Annotated in this window: 19 protein-coding genes; 1 reads left to right on the top strand and 18 read right to left on the bottom strand. The window is 35.5% G+C overall.

Translation table 11 applies throughout. From position 1 onward, the window contains the following. Positions 1-19: 19 nt before the first annotated feature. From B6K08_RS11145 to B6K08_RS11105, 9 genes are all read right to left on the bottom strand, one after another. Positions 20-1,711 carry an AIPR family protein gene (locus tag B6K08_RS11145; RefSeq protein ID WP_080326155.1) on the bottom strand — a complete coding sequence of 564 codons (1,692 nt, stop codon included), beginning with the start codon at positions 1,709-1,711 and terminating at the stop codon, positions 20-22. A gap of 202 nt (positions 1,712-1,913) precedes the next feature. Beyond that, positions 1,914-2,270 (bottom strand): 4-fold beta flower protein, encoded by a 357-nt coding sequence (locus B6K08_RS11140; protein ID WP_080326154.1) that lies wholly within the window; start codon positions 2,268-2,270, stop codon positions 1,914-1,916. Between the two features lie 11 nt (positions 2,271-2,281). Next, positions 2,282-4,024: a hypothetical protein gene (locus B6K08_RS11135; RefSeq protein ID WP_080326153.1), complete on the bottom strand. Its 1,743-nt coding sequence runs from the start codon at positions 4,022-4,024 to the stop codon at positions 2,282-2,284. Positions 4,025-4,085: 61 nt separating this feature from the next. Beyond that, positions 4,086-5,831, bottom strand: coding sequence for a glycosyltransferase (locus B6K08_RS11130; protein ID WP_080326152.1), 1,746 nt, complete (start codon positions 5,829-5,831; stop codon positions 4,086-4,088). Positions 5,832-5,870: 39 nt separating this feature from the next. Further along, on the bottom strand, positions 5,871-7,082 hold the full coding sequence (locus tag B6K08_RS11125; RefSeq protein ID WP_080326151.1) for a glycosyltransferase family protein: 1,212 nt from the start codon (positions 7,080-7,082) through the stop codon (positions 5,871-5,873). A 6-nt stretch (positions 7,083-7,088) separates the two neighbouring features. Next, positions 7,089-8,423 (bottom strand): polysaccharide deacetylase family protein, encoded by a 1,335-nt coding sequence (locus B6K08_RS11120; RefSeq protein ID WP_159446773.1) that lies wholly within the window; start codon positions 8,421-8,423, stop codon positions 7,089-7,091. An 82-nt stretch (positions 8,424-8,505) separates the two neighbouring features. Then, positions 8,506-9,480, bottom strand: coding sequence for a GNAT family N-acetyltransferase (locus B6K08_RS11115; protein ID WP_080326149.1), 975 nt, complete (start codon positions 9,478-9,480; stop codon positions 8,506-8,508). Positions 9,481-9,554: 74 nt separating this feature from the next. After that, positions 9,555-10,301: a class I SAM-dependent methyltransferase gene (locus tag B6K08_RS11110; protein ID WP_080326148.1), complete on the bottom strand. Its 747-nt coding sequence runs from the start codon at positions 10,299-10,301 to the stop codon at positions 9,555-9,557. A gap of 15 nt (positions 10,302-10,316) precedes the next feature. Next, the gene (locus B6K08_RS11105) at positions 10,317-11,819 is read right to left on the bottom strand and encodes a hypothetical protein (RefSeq protein WP_080326147.1); all 1,503 of its coding nucleotides are present in this window, start codon (positions 11,817-11,819) and stop codon (positions 10,317-10,319) included. A gap of 261 nt (positions 11,820-12,080) precedes the next feature. Between B6K08_RS11105 and B6K08_RS11100 the strand changes: the two genes are divergently transcribed. After that, positions 12,081-13,256 carry an IS110 family RNA-guided transposase gene (locus tag B6K08_RS11100; RefSeq protein ID WP_080326146.1) on the top strand — a complete coding sequence of 392 codons (1,176 nt, stop codon included), beginning with the start codon at positions 12,081-12,083 and terminating at the stop codon, positions 13,254-13,256. A 130-nt stretch (positions 13,257-13,386) separates the two neighbouring features. Here the strand turns inward: B6K08_RS11100 and B6K08_RS11095 are convergent, their stop codons facing one another. From B6K08_RS11095 to B6K08_RS11060, 9 genes are all read right to left on the bottom strand, one after another. Beyond that, the gene (locus B6K08_RS11095; protein ID WP_200810422.1) at positions 13,387-14,454 is read right to left on the bottom strand and encodes a B12-binding domain-containing radical SAM protein; all 1,068 of its coding nucleotides are present in this window, start codon (positions 14,452-14,454) and stop codon (positions 13,387-13,389) included. Positions 14,455-14,456: 2 nt separating this feature from the next. Further along, entirely contained in the window at positions 14,457-14,777 is a 321-nt protein-coding gene (locus B6K08_RS14005) for a radical SAM protein (protein WP_200810421.1), read from the bottom strand. A gap of 159 nt (positions 14,778-14,936) precedes the next feature. Further along, positions 14,937-15,686 carry an acylneuraminate cytidylyltransferase family protein gene (locus B6K08_RS11090; protein WP_080326145.1) on the bottom strand — a complete coding sequence of 250 codons (750 nt, stop codon included), beginning with the start codon at positions 15,684-15,686 and terminating at the stop codon, positions 14,937-14,939. A 19-nt stretch (positions 15,687-15,705) separates the two neighbouring features. Then, positions 15,706-16,641 (bottom strand): Gfo/Idh/MocA family protein, encoded by a 936-nt coding sequence (locus B6K08_RS11085; RefSeq protein ID WP_080326144.1) that lies wholly within the window; start codon positions 16,639-16,641, stop codon positions 15,706-15,708. Then, the gene (locus B6K08_RS11080) at positions 16,638-17,627 is read right to left on the bottom strand and encodes a Gfo/Idh/MocA family protein (RefSeq protein ID WP_080326143.1); all 990 of its coding nucleotides are present in this window, start codon (positions 17,625-17,627) and stop codon (positions 16,638-16,640) included. The genes B6K08_RS11085 and B6K08_RS11080 overlap by 4 nt, the downstream gene beginning before the upstream one ends. A 153-nt stretch (positions 17,628-17,780) precedes the next feature. Continuing rightward, positions 17,781-18,896 (bottom strand): N-acetyl sugar amidotransferase, encoded by a 1,116-nt coding sequence (locus B6K08_RS11075; protein ID WP_080326142.1) that lies wholly within the window; start codon positions 18,894-18,896, stop codon positions 17,781-17,783. 141 nt (positions 18,897-19,037) lie between these two features. Next, positions 19,038-20,201 carry a UDP-N-acetylglucosamine 2-epimerase gene (gene neuC, locus B6K08_RS11070; RefSeq protein ID WP_080326141.1) on the bottom strand — a complete coding sequence of 388 codons (1,164 nt, stop codon included), beginning with the start codon at positions 20,199-20,201 and terminating at the stop codon, positions 19,038-19,040. Then, on the bottom strand, positions 20,198-21,196 hold the full coding sequence (neuB, locus tag B6K08_RS11065; RefSeq protein ID WP_080326140.1) for an N-acetylneuraminate synthase: 999 nt from the start codon (positions 21,194-21,196) through the stop codon (positions 20,198-20,200). The genes neuC and neuB overlap by 4 nt, the downstream gene beginning before the upstream one ends. A gap of 11 nt (positions 21,197-21,207) precedes the next feature. After that, positions 21,208-21,777 carry an acetyltransferase gene (locus B6K08_RS11060; protein ID WP_159446772.1) on the bottom strand — a complete coding sequence of 190 codons (570 nt, stop codon included), beginning with the start codon at positions 21,775-21,777 and terminating at the stop codon, positions 21,208-21,210. Positions 21,778-21,779: the final 2 nt, after the last annotated feature.

Genomic DNA, 21,779 nt, shown 5'->3' with positions numbered 1-21,779 from the left:
TCACCATTTTCAATTAATTTTACATCGTTAACTCTAACTTTAATTTTTCTACTAATTCGCTTGATTTAGTTGGTTCAGTGCTATTAATGTCATCCACATACTTATCAATAATAGAAACTAACTCCGTTACCAGCTCAACTAATTTATTATTATTTTTTACAACCTTAAGAATAGTTTGACAGATTTTTTCAATTTCACCAGAGTTCATTTGTGGTATTTTACTGTCTACAAGTCGATATTTTATCATCATCAAAATATGATATCGAAATTTGCGATAGTTAGATGGTAAAGACTTATTTCTATATAAGTATTCCAATCTATATAATGTAAACGCACAGGTATAATATGGAAGCATTTTATGATCTTCACTAAAAATACCTGTTATTGAACTAAGTAATCTACTGTAATAGCGACTTGCCAGATTAGGCTTATCATAAAACATTGATGCTACAGATTTTATCTGCGTAACTATAGACACAATACGAACTTTCTCTATATCTGAGCCATAATTATACTGTTTTGATCTTCTTTCATAGTATAATTTATCATTTCCAGTAAATGTGCCATAAAAGGCTTCCAACTTACGATGAAATTCATTTAATGCGATTAACTGCTCGTCCGAAACCTCTGTTTGACGATTTGTCGCTTTTATAATGCGATTAACCGTTTCATCATCTTCCGTCTCAATAAGTTTTATCGGTATCTGAAGATCATGTTCTATGTCATCCCTATGATTATATAAAACATGACTAGTTTGACACCCATTTACAATCTGATAATCTGATAATGTAAATTTTTTACCTATATTAGTCATTTTTTTACATATAATAGTGACACCATTATTGAATAATACAAATTTTTGAGGATCAGAACACACCGTTTCTGCCACTTCGTGATTTACAGGATTATCCCCCTGAAAATCACGAACATTATCATAAAAAACGCTTTTCCTAATCTCTCCATTTTCTCCAACGATCAGTTTCAAATACTCTTTATAGCTTATAATCCCCAGGTAAGACTGTTTTACATTTTTAATATCTGGCAACAATATTTTGTTTTCAAATTCTATTTCTGTTTCAACAGCATCAATTGTCGAACGATAGTATTTTTGTAATAAAGATGAATCTACTGGAATATATCTAACATCATCAAATAAATTAAGATCTTTCAAATCAGAAATAGCCATATTCATACGGCCAGTACAATTTATATCATCTTGCCACTTTCCGGTAGTAATATAATACATATAACAAGTTGGTTTACGTTTTATATAGGTAGCCTTTGAAAAAATATATTCAACAATAGCACTTTTACCTGCAATCGAGGAATTTCTGACCATTTGAGGTTGCTCAGAAAAAACATCTTTTACTCCTGCACCAAATGTTCCCATATCACCATAATCGAAATTAGATGATGTCTTGGCCTGAATAAAAATAAAACTTATATCTGAAAAAGTTTTATTCATCTCTAAAATATCATCAATTTCCTCTTTTGATGTAATCAGGGTACCATTAATGATGATTGCTATGGCATCTATTCCACAATCTCCGCCTTTACCTACAATGATATCTGAAATATTATATGTTTCTGAATAATGATTTTCAACGGCACAATATGAGGCAAAAATTTCAAATTTTCTACTTTTATCCTTTTCTACTATTTGTTGTGACTTTAAAAAAGCCTCCATGTAACTTTGTATTATTCTGTCCATAAATATCCCCCCATTGTAAATACATCTTCCATACTAATGACAATATAGAGAACAGTTCAGGGACAAGCAAGAGGAACAGTATTATGCCATTTTGATGTAGCTGTCACACCTTGGATGTGGCCGATATCAATAGCAATAACAATTCCTTTATTATATCCATGAACTTATTTGCAGCATCTTTATCCCTTACATAATATATAATTTACTGTAAAAAAAATCTTTCATCAGATAAGCTTGACCACGAAAGTGAATCAACAGTTTTTAGGAAGGGAACATGTCTTATCCCTTTTATTGGCATTAACTTTTTCAATCCTTTAACCGGCTTAACCTGCTTTACAGGTTTTGTAGGACCGTCTCCTCTGGCAGCCTCTGTAAAAAATGCACAATCACCTCTTTTATCACGAATCCACCCATTTTCAAATCTTCCCAACTGGGTACCTTTATAGCTATACACAAGATTTCCATATAAATATCCCACTGGATCACCACTGTATAAATATATATTTTCATTATCCTCAGTATATGCAACTGCTCGTCCGGTTGAATCATAGAATGTCATTTTCTTTTCCTTTATCTCAATAACAACTTAATATCATTTACAGAAAGCTCTTCCTCTGAAGTATATGTTTTATCAATGTTCTCAATAAAAACTTGGGCATCAAGTAACACATTTGCCACCGTACCTAAACTTTGTGGCCGAGTCATTCTGTCTATCATATCCAAGATAAGTTCATCAACATAACTATGAAGATGTTCTACCAACGAAACCATGTACTCTCCCCGCTCCCCAGAATGAATAATAGCATTCCTTACACGATATAATCTCTGAATATGCCAAATAAGCCTTTGTGCATATCTATTCAGTTCCGCTAAAAACTTTTTCTTTTTTTTAAATACATCCTCATGCAACTGACTTATTCTACTACGAATAAGAGGATAATCTCTTAAAAACTCATACGCTTTTTTACGGCTTTCTTTATATTTGTCTAAGGACACCAAGCAAGCGATCTTAAATACTTCGGAGCCATCTTCTGTTATACTAGTAATTAGTTCATTATATTGCTCACTACTTAAGTTGCCTTTTAGATAATCATGGAGTTCCTCGAAGACTTTATTTACATAGTTTCTTTTTAAAACCGGTATAACATTGTCCAAAACCTGTTTTATCTTGCTTGTTTCCCCACCAAGTCCATCAACACCTACAATTTCCATAATTGACCATAGATTTAAGAATGCGCTATTAATATCTTGACTTGACAGTGCTGTATTATGGGCATGAATTACTTTTTCAAATTTAAAAAAATCATTCCTACCTGCGCTCTTGATGAGTTGCGTAATAATACGTTCCGAATTTCTTCCAAGAGTTTTATCATCGTAATCCTTAGAATAAAAATATCGTTCTGAACCTATGTGTGTATATGTACAATCACCATTTGAATCTACAACAAGGCAGCCCCTTCCCAACCACGTCTCATCTCTGTTCCCCAGAAATCTATAATATCGCATAAAGAGGTCAAAAGCGTCATATGCCTTCTGAGCGGCCACATTAGGATCTAATGCCTCTTCTGATATGTGTACGCATATTTGTTTTTGTACATCTTTTTGTACATCATGACACAATCGCTCTGAAAAGGCATCTTGTTCAAATGAAATGTGTAGTCTCTCTTCCAAGATTGTCTTAAACTTTTCAACCCTCTTACTTACTATAAAATAAACAATATATTCATTGTCTACCCCATGAAATGTCCCCAAAAAGGCTTCCATGGCATCCAAATAGTTGATATCAGGTTTTGTAAATTCTTTCTTGCACTTATGATATATGAAGTGCGGATGATAACCCATACCTATTATCATAGGAATGTATGAACGGACGGACCTTTCAATTCTTTTTTTCTCTTTTGGTTCAGCCACTGCTTTTTTGAGAGTTTCAACACACCAGTTAGGGTAATCCTTCATAACATGGAACAAGTAATGCATAGTGCGTTGTTGTTCAAAAGCAGAAGAACCTTTCAACCTATTTTTGAAATACTGAATATTTTCTGCCGTAAAGTGCTCCCTAATAACAACATCAGATTCAAAAGTAAAAATAAACTCGTCTAATACATTGTTCAAATGTGCCTTATCCAGCGACTTCTTCTCTACCGTGTTATAAACATTAAAAAATTCATAAAAAAGAAGTAATGTATTATATACTGGTGATTTATACAAATGAGATGTGTACATCATAAGCATTTCTTCTATACGTTGTGCACAATATAGTATACCATCATAATTATATTCATTATTACATCGACCAACTATATCAAAACGCATTATTTCACCTTTTTCCTCTTTTATAATACAAAGTGCTCTTGATACATATGTTAGCTAAATTTCATCCTTTATCCTCCAATTGCATTGTCCCAAGAAGTCTTACTTGTCTCAAGTCATAAATAAAATTTTCATAATCGTAATAATCTGAAAATACCCTTAAACACAGATCAAGAATCGATTCTATAGCCCAATACAAGTATGCGCCAACCCAGCAGATTGGCAAAACACTATAAACGTCATTAGCATCAAGATCACCACTAAATATAGCATTAATAAAAATTCCTATGCAAGATGTTAATATTACTGAAATAAACTTCCTATATTTAGCTAAAATCCTCAAAATAATATTCTCTTTTTGTCTAGTAATTGCTTCATCAATCAATGAATTTATAACATTTTTATCAGTACAACATATATGTACATCTTCCAAAACAGATATCATTAAATCTAATCTTTTTTTATCTCGCATATGCCAAAGCTTCTGCATCTTTCGCCGATTTTCTTCCCTTCTATCCACAACTATAACGAATAGAAAAACTCCGCCAAAAATAATCACTGGATACAAGAGTCCTATATCATAAGCTAAAAACATACACCAAGTAACAACGGACCAAATTAATATAAACACCATAAATATCTGCCTATAAAAAGGCAATTCAAAGAAAGAAAAACTTGAATTAATCTCTTTATTACCTTTACAACTTAATTGGTAAGAAAAAAATATATCTCGAAAACTTTTCTCCTCATTTTTCAAACCACTGTATAATTCACTCTTATATCGCGCTATACACTCACTCCAAATAGCATGCTTTTTTATTATTTCCCTATTCTTATCATATGCAACATGTTGGTCACATACACCTAAATTTAAATCTTCCCCCTTATATATTATACCATTTTCTCCATCAGTAACCCATTCCCTATTAGCTGGGAGGTCACTCACGATAGGTACACATCCATAGGACATGGCCTCCAACAAGGATACTGAAGTAGAATCAGATGTTGGCACAGAAATAAACCAACGACTCTTTTTATAATACTCCGCTTGTTGTGGTTTTGTTAAATAACCCACAAACTCCACATTATCTGACAAATTCAGCGCAGCAACAAGATTAACTAACTCTTCTCTTTGTGACCCATCATTTGCGAGCACAAGCTTTCGATTATTATCCTCTTGATACAGTTTCGAAAATAGCAAAACTACTTTATTGATATTATAATTGGGCTCCAATGCACGATTAGAGAAAAATATTGTATCATCTTTATCTGAATATTCCATGTCTGGAAGCTTTTCCACACCAAAAGGAAAAGTCATAACTCTGGCCGAATTTACAATTTCTTTGACTTTATCTGACATAAATTTCGCATCAGACGTAATCAAATCAGCTTTTCCTAAAACAAATTTAGTCAAATAAAAATATACTTTATTCTTCCACGGTGTCACTAATATGTCCGTCCCCCAAGCTGACAATACAATTTTACCTTTATAACCGGCCAAAATTGAAGCAAGGCAGGCTACCGTTCCATAACTTGTAATAAAATGAGCATTTATCACAGCTGGCTGTATGGATTTTATTAGTTTGCTAACAAAGCCGATGGACTTCAAAACGCCAATATTTCCTCCATCAACGTTTATAAGCACCATATAATCAAAACACTTATCAGTCCCCAGTGCCCTCCTTAACTCATCAGCAAAACCATTCAACGACACAACATAAACATCATAAAACTTTACTAATTCTTTTACCCATTTTAAAGTATGAGCACTTTTACCATCTGACAATATCAAATATGGTTCTTTTGACATAAAAATCCCTATCCTGTACGAATTATATATTCAGCATCATTATTTACTGTTCAATATTTCATTTATCAACCCATCCAATTTAGCTACCTGTATACGCCTATGATAAGTCTCCTGAACGTCTTTATTAATCTGTGGTACATTATTATTTTTCCAATCCATATATGCTTTATATATAGCCTCTTCTATTTCATCAACATTTTCATTTTCTGCAATATAACCATTGCCAGCTTGACTAATTAACTCAGCTGCTACATCATCTTTAGGAACCAACCCAAGAATTGGCTTACCTATACCAATATAATCAAAGATCTTACCCGTATAAATACCGCGTTCCCTAACCCTTGGAATAACCAACATCAGCAAATCAATATTATCCGCACAATACTCAATTAGGTTAGAGTATTCCATATAATCATATTCCTCAACAAATAGTTTAATATCACCTGGTACAGACAATACAGAATGATTACCTATAACTTTAAATCTAATATCTTCGATTTTCCTTTTTCTTACTAAATTACTGAGTGCGATAAAAAAATAATGTGGTGAAAGAGCACCATAAAAATTACCTGTAAACGCTATATTAAACATGCCATTTCTAGATGCTCTATTTATTACTGGTACATCAAAATCATAACCATTTGTGATTACCAGTAATTTAGTCGTACTACTTGCCATTTTGCTATACTTCTCCAAATGAGGCTGTGATACGGCAAGTATAGCATCGCATCTTTTTGCAACAGCATTTGTAATACACAACATTTTATCTTGTACGCGCTCACTACTGCCAGGTGACCACACTGCATCCCGCATATCCATTATCCACTTTATATTTGGATATTTCACCTTTATCTTTTCGCCAGCTACCATTGTCCCAATAGTAGGGTAACTGGTAATCATTACATCAATATGATTATTCTGAACAATCTCATTTGCAACACCTACGATATGCTTAACCCATGAAGTCGAATACAAATACATATTACTAAAAACAATATTCCATACACATTTTAAATAGTGTTTCCATGCACTCTCCTTTATATTAGTATCAAATCTCTTTATAACATCATCGTCTTGGCAGTAATATATGGTTGTAGTGCCATCAACAATACAAGAATCTTTGTCCCCCAAAGTTATAATAAACATTTTGTGTCCCATTTGAGAAAGATACTTCTCAAATGCTTTCATCCTGTTGGTAGCTATAGATTTTCTTGGAGGATAATAATCCGTTATAAGTAAAATATTAGCCATATATTGTCATCCTTGTATTATCGTTTTATAAGTATCTATTTCTGCTTTTTCAATAAACCTGCTGTTATGCCATAAAATAACAAAATTACCAGCATATTTTTCACAACGCTTTTTTAATTTTATCGAACGCTCACACATTTCCTCATGACTTAGTCCCATATAACATTCATCTAACCCGCTACATTCCATAACAATTAGAGGGTACTCTTTTAGTTTTAGCATTTTACGTTCTTCAATGTCGAATACACTGTATTCATAACATGTACCGCATCTAAATCCAATATGATCCGCATAACTTAATGTAGTATCATACTTTAAGCCAGAGTGTTCATAATGTCTCCATGTATCAGGGTTTTTCCATCGAAGATAATGCTGGCGCCCTCCTATAGCATCATCTATTGATAAATCTGCAAGACAGGACTTTAAACGATTCACGCTATCCTCCATCACCTCACTTGATGTATAGCTTTCAAATGAAGGATGAACACCTATTCTATGTCCTCTTTTTTTGATTTTTTTTATTAAATCAGTTATTTCAACTCTGTTTATATCATAATTACCATCGTTGTCAGATATACCAACAGCAGTCATAAAAAAAAATGTGCTGGTTAAGCCATTTTTTTTACTAATATCCATAATTAAATCAAAGGTATTATCTTCATCATATATATATCCTTTACTAAAAATGTCAAAAATCATTTTAGAGCGACGGAAAAAAAGACCTGGATTTTTTCTTTTTATCAAATCCCCAGCCAAGGTGTGTATTTTCTGATATGTAGTAAGAAAAGCTGTACCAAATGGTCTGTCAACATCATGTGTAGGCAAAATATTGAAATGACGTTGTTTCCTCTTAACATTTGGCCATAAAGTATGAATTGCCAACCATAATATTTCCACATACTCATTAATAATAGGTCTTTCTATGAACCCCTCTTTAAATGCCAAAGATTCCCTAGCTGGGAATCTATCATATTCATCTCTATTTTTATTAACTATTTCTTCATATCTGGTCAACATGAAAAATGCACTGCCAAAAATATCTATACCAATAGTGATTTTGCCCATATCGCAACTATCAGAATAATATTCTTCATTATTCGCCCAGCCATATATTATCGGCAATTTATCACCACAAAGAACAGTCTTGATATCTTTCCGCTTAGGTTGAAAAGTTACTAAAGGCTGTTTAGGCATACTATCTGATGATAAATATATTTCTTCTGGCTGAGAAAAGAAAACATCTACCACAGATACATTTTTTTCATCTTTATCAATGGTCACATAACCTTCAACTTCAGGCGAGAACTCAATTTGATATTCCAGACCTAAAAATTCATGCAACAAAACATAAAAAATATACTTCCGTTCTTCAATGAAGTTATTAGGGCACCTTATAATGAACATAATTAATTTCCTGTTATTTCTACATAATCAGCTGCTTTATAATATCCTTAACATCCAACAAGATTGAATACAATTTCCCTTCTTTTTTATATACTCTATAGTACACCTTTTGCATGGCACCATATTTCTTGAAAAACTGTTCTATTGGTTCAATATTACTTCCCTCAAAATCAAACTTTTTAGTAACCGATGCAGAAAACTTAATTGCCTCCCATATTAATAAACTCATTGCCTGACTTTGACGCTTGCTGGTATCTTCTCCGCCTATCAAGTAATATGCACTATTATCATCCCAAATAATATATGCGCCTGCATGAACATTCCTATCTTTATCATAAGCCAAAAATATTTTTCGTCCAGCATTCATCTGAATCGCCTTATCCAACGTATCTAAAAACTGATACGTGTATGGCACCAACCTTTTTTGCCTCTCAAATGTCATTGACACCAAAGCGTAGAGTCGTTTTAAATCCTCTGTTTCCTCTACAACTACTTCCGAAGAAGCTTTGTTAATATCTCTTCGTAATTTTTTGGATATCGTTTTATTGAATAACTCATCAAGATTACTAAGATCATCTATCACATAGGTGTACAGTGGTCTTGCATCGTAACCTTTCCAATAAAACGGTAACCAATTTGTAATATTATAAGAAAAATTTTGTGCAAAGCTATCGGCTGATGGCAGCTGATCAATCAACGAAAACATAACTTCTTTATCAAAAGACAATTTTCTTTCGTACTTCATGCCTTCAGGATACTTTATCCATGGGCCTAAAAATTGTGTCAAACATGGCACACCCAGGCTGGTAAACATCCCTCTGATTTTATCATGTGCGTATGGCAATGCTCCAAATATCTTATTTCCTTTTTCAAAAAGCACAACATCCCAATCAGAACCACAAGTCGCATCCAACCACCAGGCTTGTTGAAAAATAGCGATATCATTTTCCGATTTGCACAATTCTCTATATCGTTCCTTAATATTAGTACTCATACAGTTTAATAATCCTTATAAAACGAATTAACATCCAGAAACACGATTGTATTATATATTTTTATCTATGTGTTTTATTTTAAATATAACAACACGTCAGATCTATAATTACATTGTGCATCTTGTATTATTACTTCCAATCCTAATCTCTTACCAATCGAAATAAAAAGCTCCATACTGTGCCAATAAGAGCCATCCGCAAAAATCTGTCTTAATTTATCCTGATATTTATGTATAGTAGCTTCTGAAAATCTATTATAATAACACTTCGCCTTTGCCCTATCTGGAACATCCAAATGCCCTATAACGCCACCACCATTTTCCTTGAGAAAAACCACCTGCAATTCAATAAACCAATGTAAATCTTCAGGTTTACAGTACTGGGCAACACTAGAAGAGTAAATCTTGTTAATTCTCTCCCCCCCCGCAGGACACAGGTATTTCTCCAAGAAGCTTTGAATAAAATAGTGTCCCTTGGGGTTATTTTTCCGGGCAGCATCAACCTTAGAAGGAGCAAAGTCAAATCCATACAGTGCCCCGACCTTATCTTGCAAATAACTATCGACCTGTCCATCACCACAGCCAACACATAGAAGAACATCTTCCTGGGTAAGTTTCATAACATTTGCAATATTGTTGGCATACTTTTCCAAAACTTCAGGTGAAGTATCACCATGAACTTTAATAGCGTCATCATCCCAATGTTCCCTAACTGCATCATACTCCAAATCTACATCTTCGATAAGATTCCGGCGCATAATGTAATCATCACTTATCAATCCTAAACGAAACAAACCGCTTTCTATTTTATGTAGCATCATAAATCCCCCAATTTTTTATTGATTGATTAGCCGGATTAAATTATCAATTCCTGACATATCGATATCATTACGACTTGATTTTGCATCATTATTTTTTATACAAGCTGTTTCTCTCTTGATAATTTCATTCAACTCTACTGCGTTTGTTACATAAAAACATGTACCTTGATTAATATTCTCTTTGAAATAATTAAAACATTCTGTACTTAAACACACAGACTTCACCCCATATGACTCTGCATCTATTACAACACTCGAATGCGATGTTATATGTAAATTACATAATTCTAAAACGCTGACCAAAGGACAAGCAGAGGCAATTTCACACGCCACATTACTTTCATTTTTAACTTTATCAACAAATTCTTGTTGAATCTCATCCATAACAGGGTGGCACCTTATAAACCACTGGATATTTTCAGATGTCTTTATAAAAACTATAAACCATTCAGGCAACTTAAAACCTGGCTGCAGTGTAACCAAAACGCTAATTCTATCTTTTTCAATTTTTTCTGCAAGCTTTTTATTCCACAAACTACCTAAATCATATTTCAACAAATATGCCTGAGTATAATTGCCGCCCACAAAGGCTCTTTTTATATTACTATTCTCACTACAGTACCATTTATTAATTGCCGCAGCATCTTTATCGGACCAACTCCAAAAATTGGTTGGCATGATATTGTAACCATCCTGTGGAATGTTAATCCAATTATAATATGCTTCGTGTTTATTCCCCCCAGCAAATCCATGCTGAATGTCTATGCACGGTATACCTTTTTTTCGGCACGCTAATATAAATGACATACTAACATTGGAATACCAACACACCACCACTCCCATTTTTGCCTGTGTTTGTTGCAGTACACCATAAAAACACTCTGCATACGCCTTTAGGCTTTTTGCATAACTACTGATATAAGTTTCTTCACACGTTGAACTATTAAATCCATTTTTTTTTAAGTATTCCTCTACTTCGATTAATTGTGACAATTTTTTTTCTTCTTTTTGTGAATTGAATTTTAAAGCGCAACGAACTTTAAATAACTTCCAAAATATACTCAAATCCGAGCAAGTATATCTTGGAATCTTAGTAACAAAACCAGATATATATTCTAAGGCATAAAGAACATATCCTCTCTTTTGCAATTCAACCTTTATCATGTCAAGATTTTGGCACGCCAACTCACCAGTAGATAATTTAACTGTTCTATCAGCATTCCACCCCAAAAATACCACATCTGACTCATGCTCAGATGCATTATGTGAATTATCCCTTATGATCGTATATAGACATAAAAATAACAATTTTATTTCATTTATCAATGTTGATAATATACTACTTTTATGGGAATTCCCAATTGGTACTGTCGCAATATTTTCATAAAATAACCCTAGACGAACAATTGGCCAAACATCAATATCTCCAACTCGCCAACTACAAACTGGGAACTTTTTTTCTATATCATTTATACATTGAAATATATCCATACTATAAAGCACGTATAATCCAATCATCGATGATGGTGATTGGATTTTCCTTTCTCCCGGATTATCCGGGTTATTTTTTAACCATCTCTGATATACTTACTTTGGCGCTGTGGATCTGTACCTATAAAACTACAGCTTTGACTGGTATGAGGTGACTCAGACCACAGCTTTTCGTCTATTACTGTTAATCAGTTTGTTAACGCTCGACGTTTCTATTTACGTGATTACACAGCCGGATTCTCTGTGGAAGACAACAGCGCCAATTTTTCCTTAAGGAGGTGTTTCACCATGTCTCTATACTTTGTTGGAATTGATATTTCCAAGTACAAACATGATTGCTGTATTATCTCTTCAGCTGAGCAGCAGGTCGTTTCAAAGTTCACCTTCAAAAACAATAAAGATGGCTTCTCTGAACTTCTAACTACTCTGCATTCTCTCTCCAATCCCAAGAACATAAGAATAGGGTTTGAATCTACTTCTCATTATGCCCTCAATCTTGAACTCTTTCTTGAGAAAGCCCACCACAGCTTTATGGAAGTTAATCCAGTTCTCATTTCTCAGTACAAGAAGTCCACTACTCTTCGCAGAACGAAGACGGACCGTATCGATTGTGAATCGATTGCCTGCTGGCTAATGACCGTAGAGTACAAACCCCATCCAAAAGGATTTTATCATGCTTATTCTCTAAAGTCATTAACACGTTTACGGGACAAACTTATACGGCAGCGTTCTTTCTATCTCGTGAAGATCACCAATGTCCTGGATCACACTTTTCCGGAGTTTAAGCCTTTTTTCAATGAGCACTTCAGCAAGACAGCTCTGTATCTGCTAGAAAACTACGGCTCCGCAGAAAAGATGGCACATATGAATACTGCCTCTTATGAGAGGCTATATTCTCTTTCTCGTGGAAAGTTCTCTCCTCAACAGTTCCTTGAACTAAAATCTCTTGCAACCAATACCATTGGCGTAAACAATTCCATCTTTGAAATGGAGTTGAATACTCTTCTTACGCTTTATAAGGCTACAGCTGAACAGATATGCATTCTTGAGACCCAAATAACCGAATTAATCGAAGAAATTCACCCTCACTACATGTCGATTCCGGGAATCGGGCCAATATCGGCAGCTGTCATCTACGCTGAATATGGAGATATCTCCAACTTCTCAAAGCCATCACAAATGTTAGCATTTGCAGGGCTAGAGCCTGGCGTAAATGATTCCGGCACAGAAAGCCACGGTGGAAGAATGGTTAAGCGTGGATCTTCACAGCTTCGTTATGTACTGATGAACTGTGCTTTACCATTAATCCGCTTTGATGTAACTTTTGCTGCTTACTATGCAAAAAAACGTTCAGAAGGTAAGCCACACAGAGTAGCCTTGTCCCATGTCGTCAAGAAGCTTGTCAGAGTAATTTTTGCATTGGAGAGGCAGAACACCGACTTCATACCTCAGTCTCTTCGCTGACTAATATTGTCTCTCATCCGATGCCACCTGAAATACAACTTCTTCAGATGGCTTGTTTGCTGTGCAATTTTCACGATTCATTAAAAATCTTCATTTTTTACTTGACTGTTTATAGTTTGTCACCTATATCCTAAGTTCTCCTAAATCCTCTAAACGAAGCATCTCTCTTATTATATAAATTTTCCTCAGTTTCAATAGCATTTTTCTTTAATGAATCATAATAGTTGTTTAACAATGCCTTATTAGCATCTCGCAAGCAATTATAAAATTCATCATCAGACAAAGGAGTAAAGTTTACAGCTAACAAATCACTATTAACATGTTTGTTTTCATAAAAATCTTCTACATCTTTCAACAGTCCCTGCTCGATTGCATAATAATATAACGGGCAACCAGGATACGGGGTTACAGGGCGAATAGTTCTAAGCTGACTATGATCATCATATTTCAATAAGAAATCTACTCCCAACTGCAAAGATTTATCAGTTTCTCCAATATTGCCGAAAATGATATTATAACCAGGGCTAATACCAGCTGCAAGTGTATTTTCTATCCCCTTTATAATTTGAGATGTTGTCAGGCTCTTGTTCATTCTTTTCAAAGCCTCTTCATCCATGGACTCAATGCCGTAATTTATGAATACACAACCAGCCTTTTTCATTAATTCCAGCATTTCCTTTTTTGCAAAATTTAATCTCCCGTTGCAATCCCATTTCATATTTAAATTTGCAGCAATAAGCTTTTCACAAAATTCTGTAACGCGCTCCACAGAACTTACTAACAATTCATCAAAAAAAGCAATATAGCTTATATTATATCTTTCCTTTAAAATGCGCATCTCCTCAATTACAGAATCTGCGCTACGTGGCCTAAATCCTTTATCCATGCGATAACAGAAATTACATCTAAATAAACAACCACGTCCTGAATACATTACCATACACCGCTCATTCGAACCTATATTAGGCATTCGCAACAATGTATAGTGATCCATTGGAAAAAGATCCCACGCGGGGAATGGAATAGAATCAATATCTTTAATCAATTCTCTACGTTCATTAATTTTTACAGTACCATCACTCTTTTTATATGCAATTCCCTTTACATCATCTACATCAAGGTTACTTTCCAAGTGATATACTAAATCTTTCATGGTTTCTTCACCTTCACCAAGAACGATATAGTCCGCATTTAACAAATTTATAAAATACTCCGGCTCTGGTGTAACAAGATGTCCGCCAACAACAAATTTTGCATTACTTGTACTTTTTTTATAGCCTGAGCTATATTTTTCATCTCGCGATATTGATAATACCCGCCACAGGTACCTGTACCAATCACATCATAGTTATGTTCATTTAAAAAGTTGGTAAGGTGCTCTTCTGAATAGTGATACACATCCTTACAATATATTTCTACCGAATCCCCACGTTTCCGAAGCGTTGCAGCAATATAAGCAATCCCCAGTGGGAAAGTAGATATATAACTCCCATTATCTGGAACTATCAATAAAACCTTCATTCAGCATACCTCCAACAATACTACAAAAACCATACATTTCATTATTCATGTGGCAGAAAAATTACAAAAAATCTGACAACATATTTTACACAAATTAAATACAAAATGCAACAAATCGATAATACTAAATTGTTGCATATACAATCATCTAATACATATTTACCTTATGTTATATCTTATTTCCTTAAAATCCTCATACTTTTCAAAAAGATATTCCGCAATAACTTCCATCAATTCAAAATCATTCTCATGATCCAAATCCAATACAGCTGTATCAAACATCTCAATAGCTTCGCAATAACCATCCAAAACACCTTTACCAGATTTTAAGAACTCTGGAGAATAGGCGTACAATGAAGCGTTCATGTCAAATATCTCCGGTGCCTGCTGTCTGGCTGTATAATTTGAGTCAATAACCTTTTTGACGCCCTTATTCACTTTTTTTACCTGATTAAAATATGGATTACGTCTTGCTGTAGTTACCGATGTAGTTACATCAGGTTTTTGGGCCACATGCACCTTTATCAATTCATCAATATCCTTTACTCGACGTAAAGGGGAAGTGATGTCCAAGTCGACCACAATATCATATTTGATGCCTTTCCTTTTTCCCATTTCTGACAGGCAGTTGCTGATTACATCAATCTTACCAACGGTATCTCCAGCCAAAGATTGATTGCGAACAATTAGCTCAACAGGTCGCATCGGATTTTTATCCATCAATTCAAGCAATCTATCACTATCAGAATTCACGGCAATATCGTATTCTATATCATCATGCTTTTTCAAGTACAAATCTATTGCTGAAATGGTGTAATAAGCAAGAGGTTTTCCAAGAAAATCTCTTATATTTTTGTTTTTTATCCCCTTCGAACCAGCCCGGCCGCATACAGTAAACAAGATTCGCATGTATTTCTTCCTCCCGATGTTATTCGGTTATTCCCTGAGTAAGCTTCAAAATTTTTACGGCATTTGCAATATCATTGCTACATTTTCCATTTTTTAAAACCATATCAAGAAAATGTTCCAATTCCCGTTTCTGATATATATCCCTGTCAGCCGGTAAATTGACTATTTTACCTGACTTTAAATATGTTATCGTGCCAGTAATAAAATCGCCCACAACTGTATCTTCATCCATATAGAGTTCAACAGTTCTGATGCTTTGGCGGCCGAAATAATCCAAATGCAGTTCCGCAACCATATTATCATATTTTGCAATGTATATGGCATAATCATCACTGTCAATTTCCAGATTTGACACTTTTCCCAAAAATGATTTGACTGCTGACGGCATACCAAACAAATAAGTAATATAATCCCACTCATGGATAAGATCTATAGATACACCGCCTCCCAAATCTTTATGGGCACTATATGTTTCTCTGTAATCCTGTCCTGGTCTCCAATCCGGCAAGTAACTGGACGATATACAACGAACTGAATTAACAGCCTCAATATTAATTTCTTGCTTCAAATATTGAATAACATTGGTATATCTAAGGGGACAGGCCACATAGTAAACTGACTCCTCACGATAAGGAATCTCTTTTAGTATATCAACTGTATTAAGAGATGCAACTGGTTTTTCAATAAAAAAATGCTTTGCGTGGTCATGAAACTTCGACAGCATATCTGCATGATATTCCGTGGGGTTTGTAATGAATATCACATCATAATCCGCTGGCAGTTCCTCAGCTGATGTATAAACATCACCTATTTGCTGTAAATTATCAGGTCCAACGGAGTGAGACCTTCTTAAAGCATCAATTTGCAATGCTATCCTTTTTTTATTACAAATTTCACTTAGGTTTCTAATATGACGTTTTGCTATAGAGCCTATCCCCACGAAACAAACCTTCATTTGTTATTACCTGCCTCTATTTCATCAATCATAGCCAACACCTTTTTATCCTCCTCAAAGGTGTATTCTGCACGGCCTTTGCCATTTACCACATTAATAAATGTTTCCAACTCATTTTTATATGCATTTTCTATGACAAAGGAAGCGTAGCCTTCCTGCTTATCAACAGAATCATATAAATTTATATTTTTATCTGCTTTAGTTTCAAAATCATACTCTTTTAGTCCTAATGGCGTACCATCCCAGGTCATATAAAGATTTTCACCATAAACCTCCAAGTTGCGGACAGCTTTTCTGGAAACCACATCTACACACAGAACACCTTTATTGCCGGTAGTATGCTCTACAAGCAGTATGTAATTGTCATTATACTCTATTGGCAATTGGGTGTTTCGATCAGAAAGCACCTTATATGATTTTATCTCACCAAATGCCTTTATAATCCACGGCAATTCAATGGCAAACAGCTCCCTGCAGCCATTTGTGCGCTTGTCACCCACAAAATAATTCTGAATAGATTCCCAAGGATGCCAATCAGGAAGATATTGCCCCACATGATAATTGTAGTTTAATAAGCCCTCGGTATTTGCCACTTTATCCGCAACATATTTAATTTCATCTCTATATAAAAAAGTGGAGGACAAAAACAATGTTTTTTTCTGTTCCTTCGCCAGAAGCATGTTTTCATCATATTTATCACTCACTAAATTAAGCTCAGTAAAAACATGACAGCCGTTTTTTAAGCAAATTTCAACAATGGAGGCATGAGACAGGGGAGATGTGGAAATAACCGCACATTCCGGCTTCATATCTGCCAGTGTCTTTTCTAAATCTGACTGTGTGAATATTCCTAGCTCATCCTCGGCCTGTTTTTGCCTGTCAGGGTTACTGTCTATACCGATTATCTCAAATTTAGGAGATATCTGGTTAAGGAGTCTTATGCGTCTACGCCCCATTGAACCTAAGCCAACTACTAGAATTTTCATGCTACCTCCATAAAAAATATTAACATGTTTCGTGACTATCATTATACCGCATAATTAAAAAATCATAAATGTCATTTTTCCATCATCCGCCCAAACTCTCAGTTCAAAAAAAGCAGCCCGAAGGCTGCTTAATTCTGCAAATCAGTTGTTCATTCACTCATCATATATGGCTTCCTTCAGCACCCATCTGCCAAATTCATCCTTTGTGAACAGTTCCCTATTATACATCTTGTCTACAATAGCCCAAAATTCAGTATGTGTATACCCGCAAAAATCACAGAAGTCATCCACACATTTGGGGTCAAGTGCATGGTCTTTTTCCTTAATTAAATTTATAGCCTCTTTCCGTGTCATAAGACCATAGCGTATCAACCTTGAAGTATAATCCGTAGTAAATCCATGCCCAAACTTTGGGTACTTTAACCATGAATGCACTAAATATCCTCTAGAATCAATCTGATCAAAATTCTCTACATGATGTGTTCTATGCCACTCATGTGTAAGGTCTTTAAAACCTCTAGACTTGGCAAATACATAGTTTTTTACACTATTCCAAGGCAGGAAATAGCTTAAATATATAGGATCCAATCTTTGCAAGTCTTCTTTTGAAGGTGCTTCCAGCATAGCCAGTTCATTGTCCTCCAAGCCATAGCTTATTAGTTCTTCCTGACTTACACTATTTGCAGCTCCATTTTCAATTTGTCTACGTGCAGAATACGTTTCCTCATCATCTACTCCACCATATTCATAGGAAACATTTTCACCGTACACCAGCAACATAGTATTAAATTTTAACGCCATATGAAGTGGATATGTGTAAATATATCTATCAATATACCATGTAGGCTTGCCATATTTTTCAAACATGGCCCGCATAGCGATTTTCTGAGCGCGAATATTAGGCTTATAGCTGATAATCGGACAGCCAAAGGTTTCACTGATATTTTTTATATTATGTTTTCCAGCCTCAGTCATAGGGAAATTGTCCTCAACTGAAAACAGAACAGGATTCATGTGCATAACCTCTTTCATGATATGCACCTGAAAATGACTGTCCTTACCACCAGAAACAGCTATAGCACAATCATAGTTACCAGGACCATTGCACCCCCTATATTTATCGCAAAGTGCCTCAAATTCCTTCCAGCGTTGATCCCAATCTACATTTTTCCTGTTTTCATAATGATTGCACGCACAGCAAACTCCATTTTCATCAAAAGTAATTCCCGGTCTAGTATCCGGCATAGTGCATTTTTTACAATATTTCATTTAAATTCCCCCTTAAATCCTGACACAATTTATATTATTAGTGCATAGATAAAATACCATATCAGTTACTTGCAGGGCAACAATTATATGTTTAGCCCACCTAAATCCACTAAAAAGAAGTTAGTATAATTGCGGTATATATCATAGATTCGCCTCAATGTCAAAGAATTTCTTTTTCAAATCAATCCTATCTGAAGCAATAGCTTCAGATATTTTCTTGGTTATTTTTTCGGCGGCATGACCATCCCCATAAGGACTGACAACGGAATTACAAATAGCTCTAAATTCAGCGGTCATCGCTTTTTTTATAGCCATTACTATACTAACTGTATCTTCGCCACAGTCTATTATGCTTTCGGATTGCAGTCGTCCTCGTTGCCGGTCACCGATATTCACTGTTGGTACGTGAAAGGCCGGTGTTTCAATTATACCGCTGGAGGAATTGCCCAGAACGAACTCGGCGTATTTCATCAACGACAAATATCTTCTCACCCCAAGGGAAGTATAAACATGAAGATTATCAATCTCCTTTTCAGCTTCATCCAGCAGTTCGTTTATTCTTGCTCCGCCTTGGTCAGCATTAGATTTGGTTACAATGAACTGTAATTCAGGTAATACTTCAATCGCCGCCAGAAATGCCTTTATCTGATTATCAACACTGCCATTTTCCATAGTAACTGGATGATAGGTACAAAGAGCATACTTGCAATCAGCCAAACCAATACTTTCCAAAACCTCTGTTTTTGTCATATCAGCAACATGCAAAACATTATCAATACTGGTAGAGCCATAATTGAAGACGCGATTCGGATTCTCCCCTAGTTGAATAACTCTTCTACGACTATCCTCATTAGTAACAAAATGGAGGTAACTCATCTTTGTAATGGAATGTCTGATCCATTCATCCAAGGCTCCTTCTGTGGTATCACCACCACATAAATGGAATATCGGGGTATGGGTATTACCGGCCGCAATAGCTACAGCAAGCATTTCATAACGGTCCCCCAACAAAACAATACCATTATATTTTTCTGCCAAAAACAAATCAGTAGACTTAACCAAAGCTTCAGCCTGATTGGCAGAAATATCTGCCCCAGAAGCGGAACTTACAGAAATAGGAATCTTATGGTCTATCCTGTCATCTATTTCACATACCGTCATACCATATTGTTCGCTGAGATGAGTTCCAGTCACAATTAAATTCACCTTAAACGATTCACTTTCAAGGGACCGTAATTTCTTTATCACCGGTGACAACAGACCATATTCAGCTCTTGTTGCTGTTACTACAGCTATTTTGTTCATAGTTCAATCAACTCATCTTCACTAAAATCCTTTGGAGCAGCTTTGCCAATAACTTCATGCCACCTCATTGGGGAAATACCATTTCCTGGGCGTTTGGTAGTGATATTTTTCTCAGAAAAAATCTCGCCCTTGGCAATTCTACAAGCCGCCACAATGCTTTTTCTGGCAATTGCCTTATTTCCCTTTTCAGAGGTTGTAGCCTCTTTAATACCATTACCTATAGCTTTTCCTATATGGCGAATAGCACTTACCATCTGGGTAAGCTCATCTGGTTCGAGACTGGCCTTATGATCAGGCCCCTCCATATTTTTATCCAGGGTAAAATGCTTCTCGATAACAGTTGCTCCCAGAGCCACCGCGGCGATAGGAACTTCAATGCCCTTGGTATGGTCAGAATAGCCAACGACCTTACCTGTTGATTTAGCCATTGTTTCCATTGCAGATAAATTTACATCCTCAAATGGAGTAGGATATTGGGTATTACAGTGAAGCAGAACTATTTCCGGTGAACCGTTATTCTCCAGTATCCTGACAGCATCTTTGATTTCCTGAACATCGCTCATGCCCGTAGAAAGGATAACATTTCGCCCAGTCCGAGCTATTTTTTCAAGATATGGCAAATTGGTAATCTCCCCAGATGGAATTTTCCAAAAATCCATCTCCAGCTTTTCCAGAAAATCAATACTCTCCAAATCAAAAGGGGTTGATATGAAGCCGATTCCTACTTCATCACAATACTGTTTCAAAGATACAAATTCATCCTCAGATAATGATAATTTTCTAAGCATATCCAACTGGGATTCAGCCGCATCCGTAGTCTCCTTCTGATAATTTGCCTTTTCAGCATAACGGGAAACTAATTTCTCCGGCACAAAGGTCTGAAATTTTATGTAGTCAACACCAGCCATTTTTGCAACATCAACCATCTTTTTCGCAATGATTATATCACCATTATGGTTCACGCCTGCCTCGGCGATAATACATACTTTTTTCATAAAAATCGTCCTTATCTAATAGTAGCTCCCGCCGGAACGATGCCATTACTCTCAATCTGGCGGCATTGTATCACTGTAGCATTGGCTCCTATAAATGCAGCTTTCCCGACTTTAACTTGACCACATAACACTGCCCCCACAGCTACGTGAGAAAAATCATCAACAACACACTCGTGTTCAATCAATACCTTAGTGTTGATAATAGCCATCTTGCCGATATTAGCCTCAGCATTTATTACTGCACATTTGCCGATAAAAGTGCCTTCACCTACAACAGCAGTGCTGGATACAATGGCTGATGGATCCGTTACGACTGGTAAATAAAAGCCCATTTTTTTTAATGTAGCATAAAGGTGCTGTCTAACAGCACTTTTTCCCATATAGCCAATACCAATAATAGCATTTTTTACGCCACCATCAAAAATAGCCTGAAGCTCATCATCTGAGCCCAAATATGAATACCGTGAATCTGCTTCCCGCATATCAGTATAGCCAACAATATGATATTTTCCTTCACGCTCAATACAGTCAGCCACACTTTTGGCATGGCCCCCAAAGCCTACTATCAAAATATCTTCCATAA

Source organism: Anaerovibrio lipolyticus DSM 3074 (genome assembly GCF_900141865.1).
In the GTDB taxonomy this organism is placed as follows: Bacteria; Bacillota; Negativicutes; order Selenomonadales; family Selenomonadaceae; genus Anaerovibrio; species Anaerovibrio lipolyticus.
The sequence above is the reverse complement of the archived record's forward strand: the minus strand, read 5'-3'. Positions and strand labels throughout refer to the sequence as shown.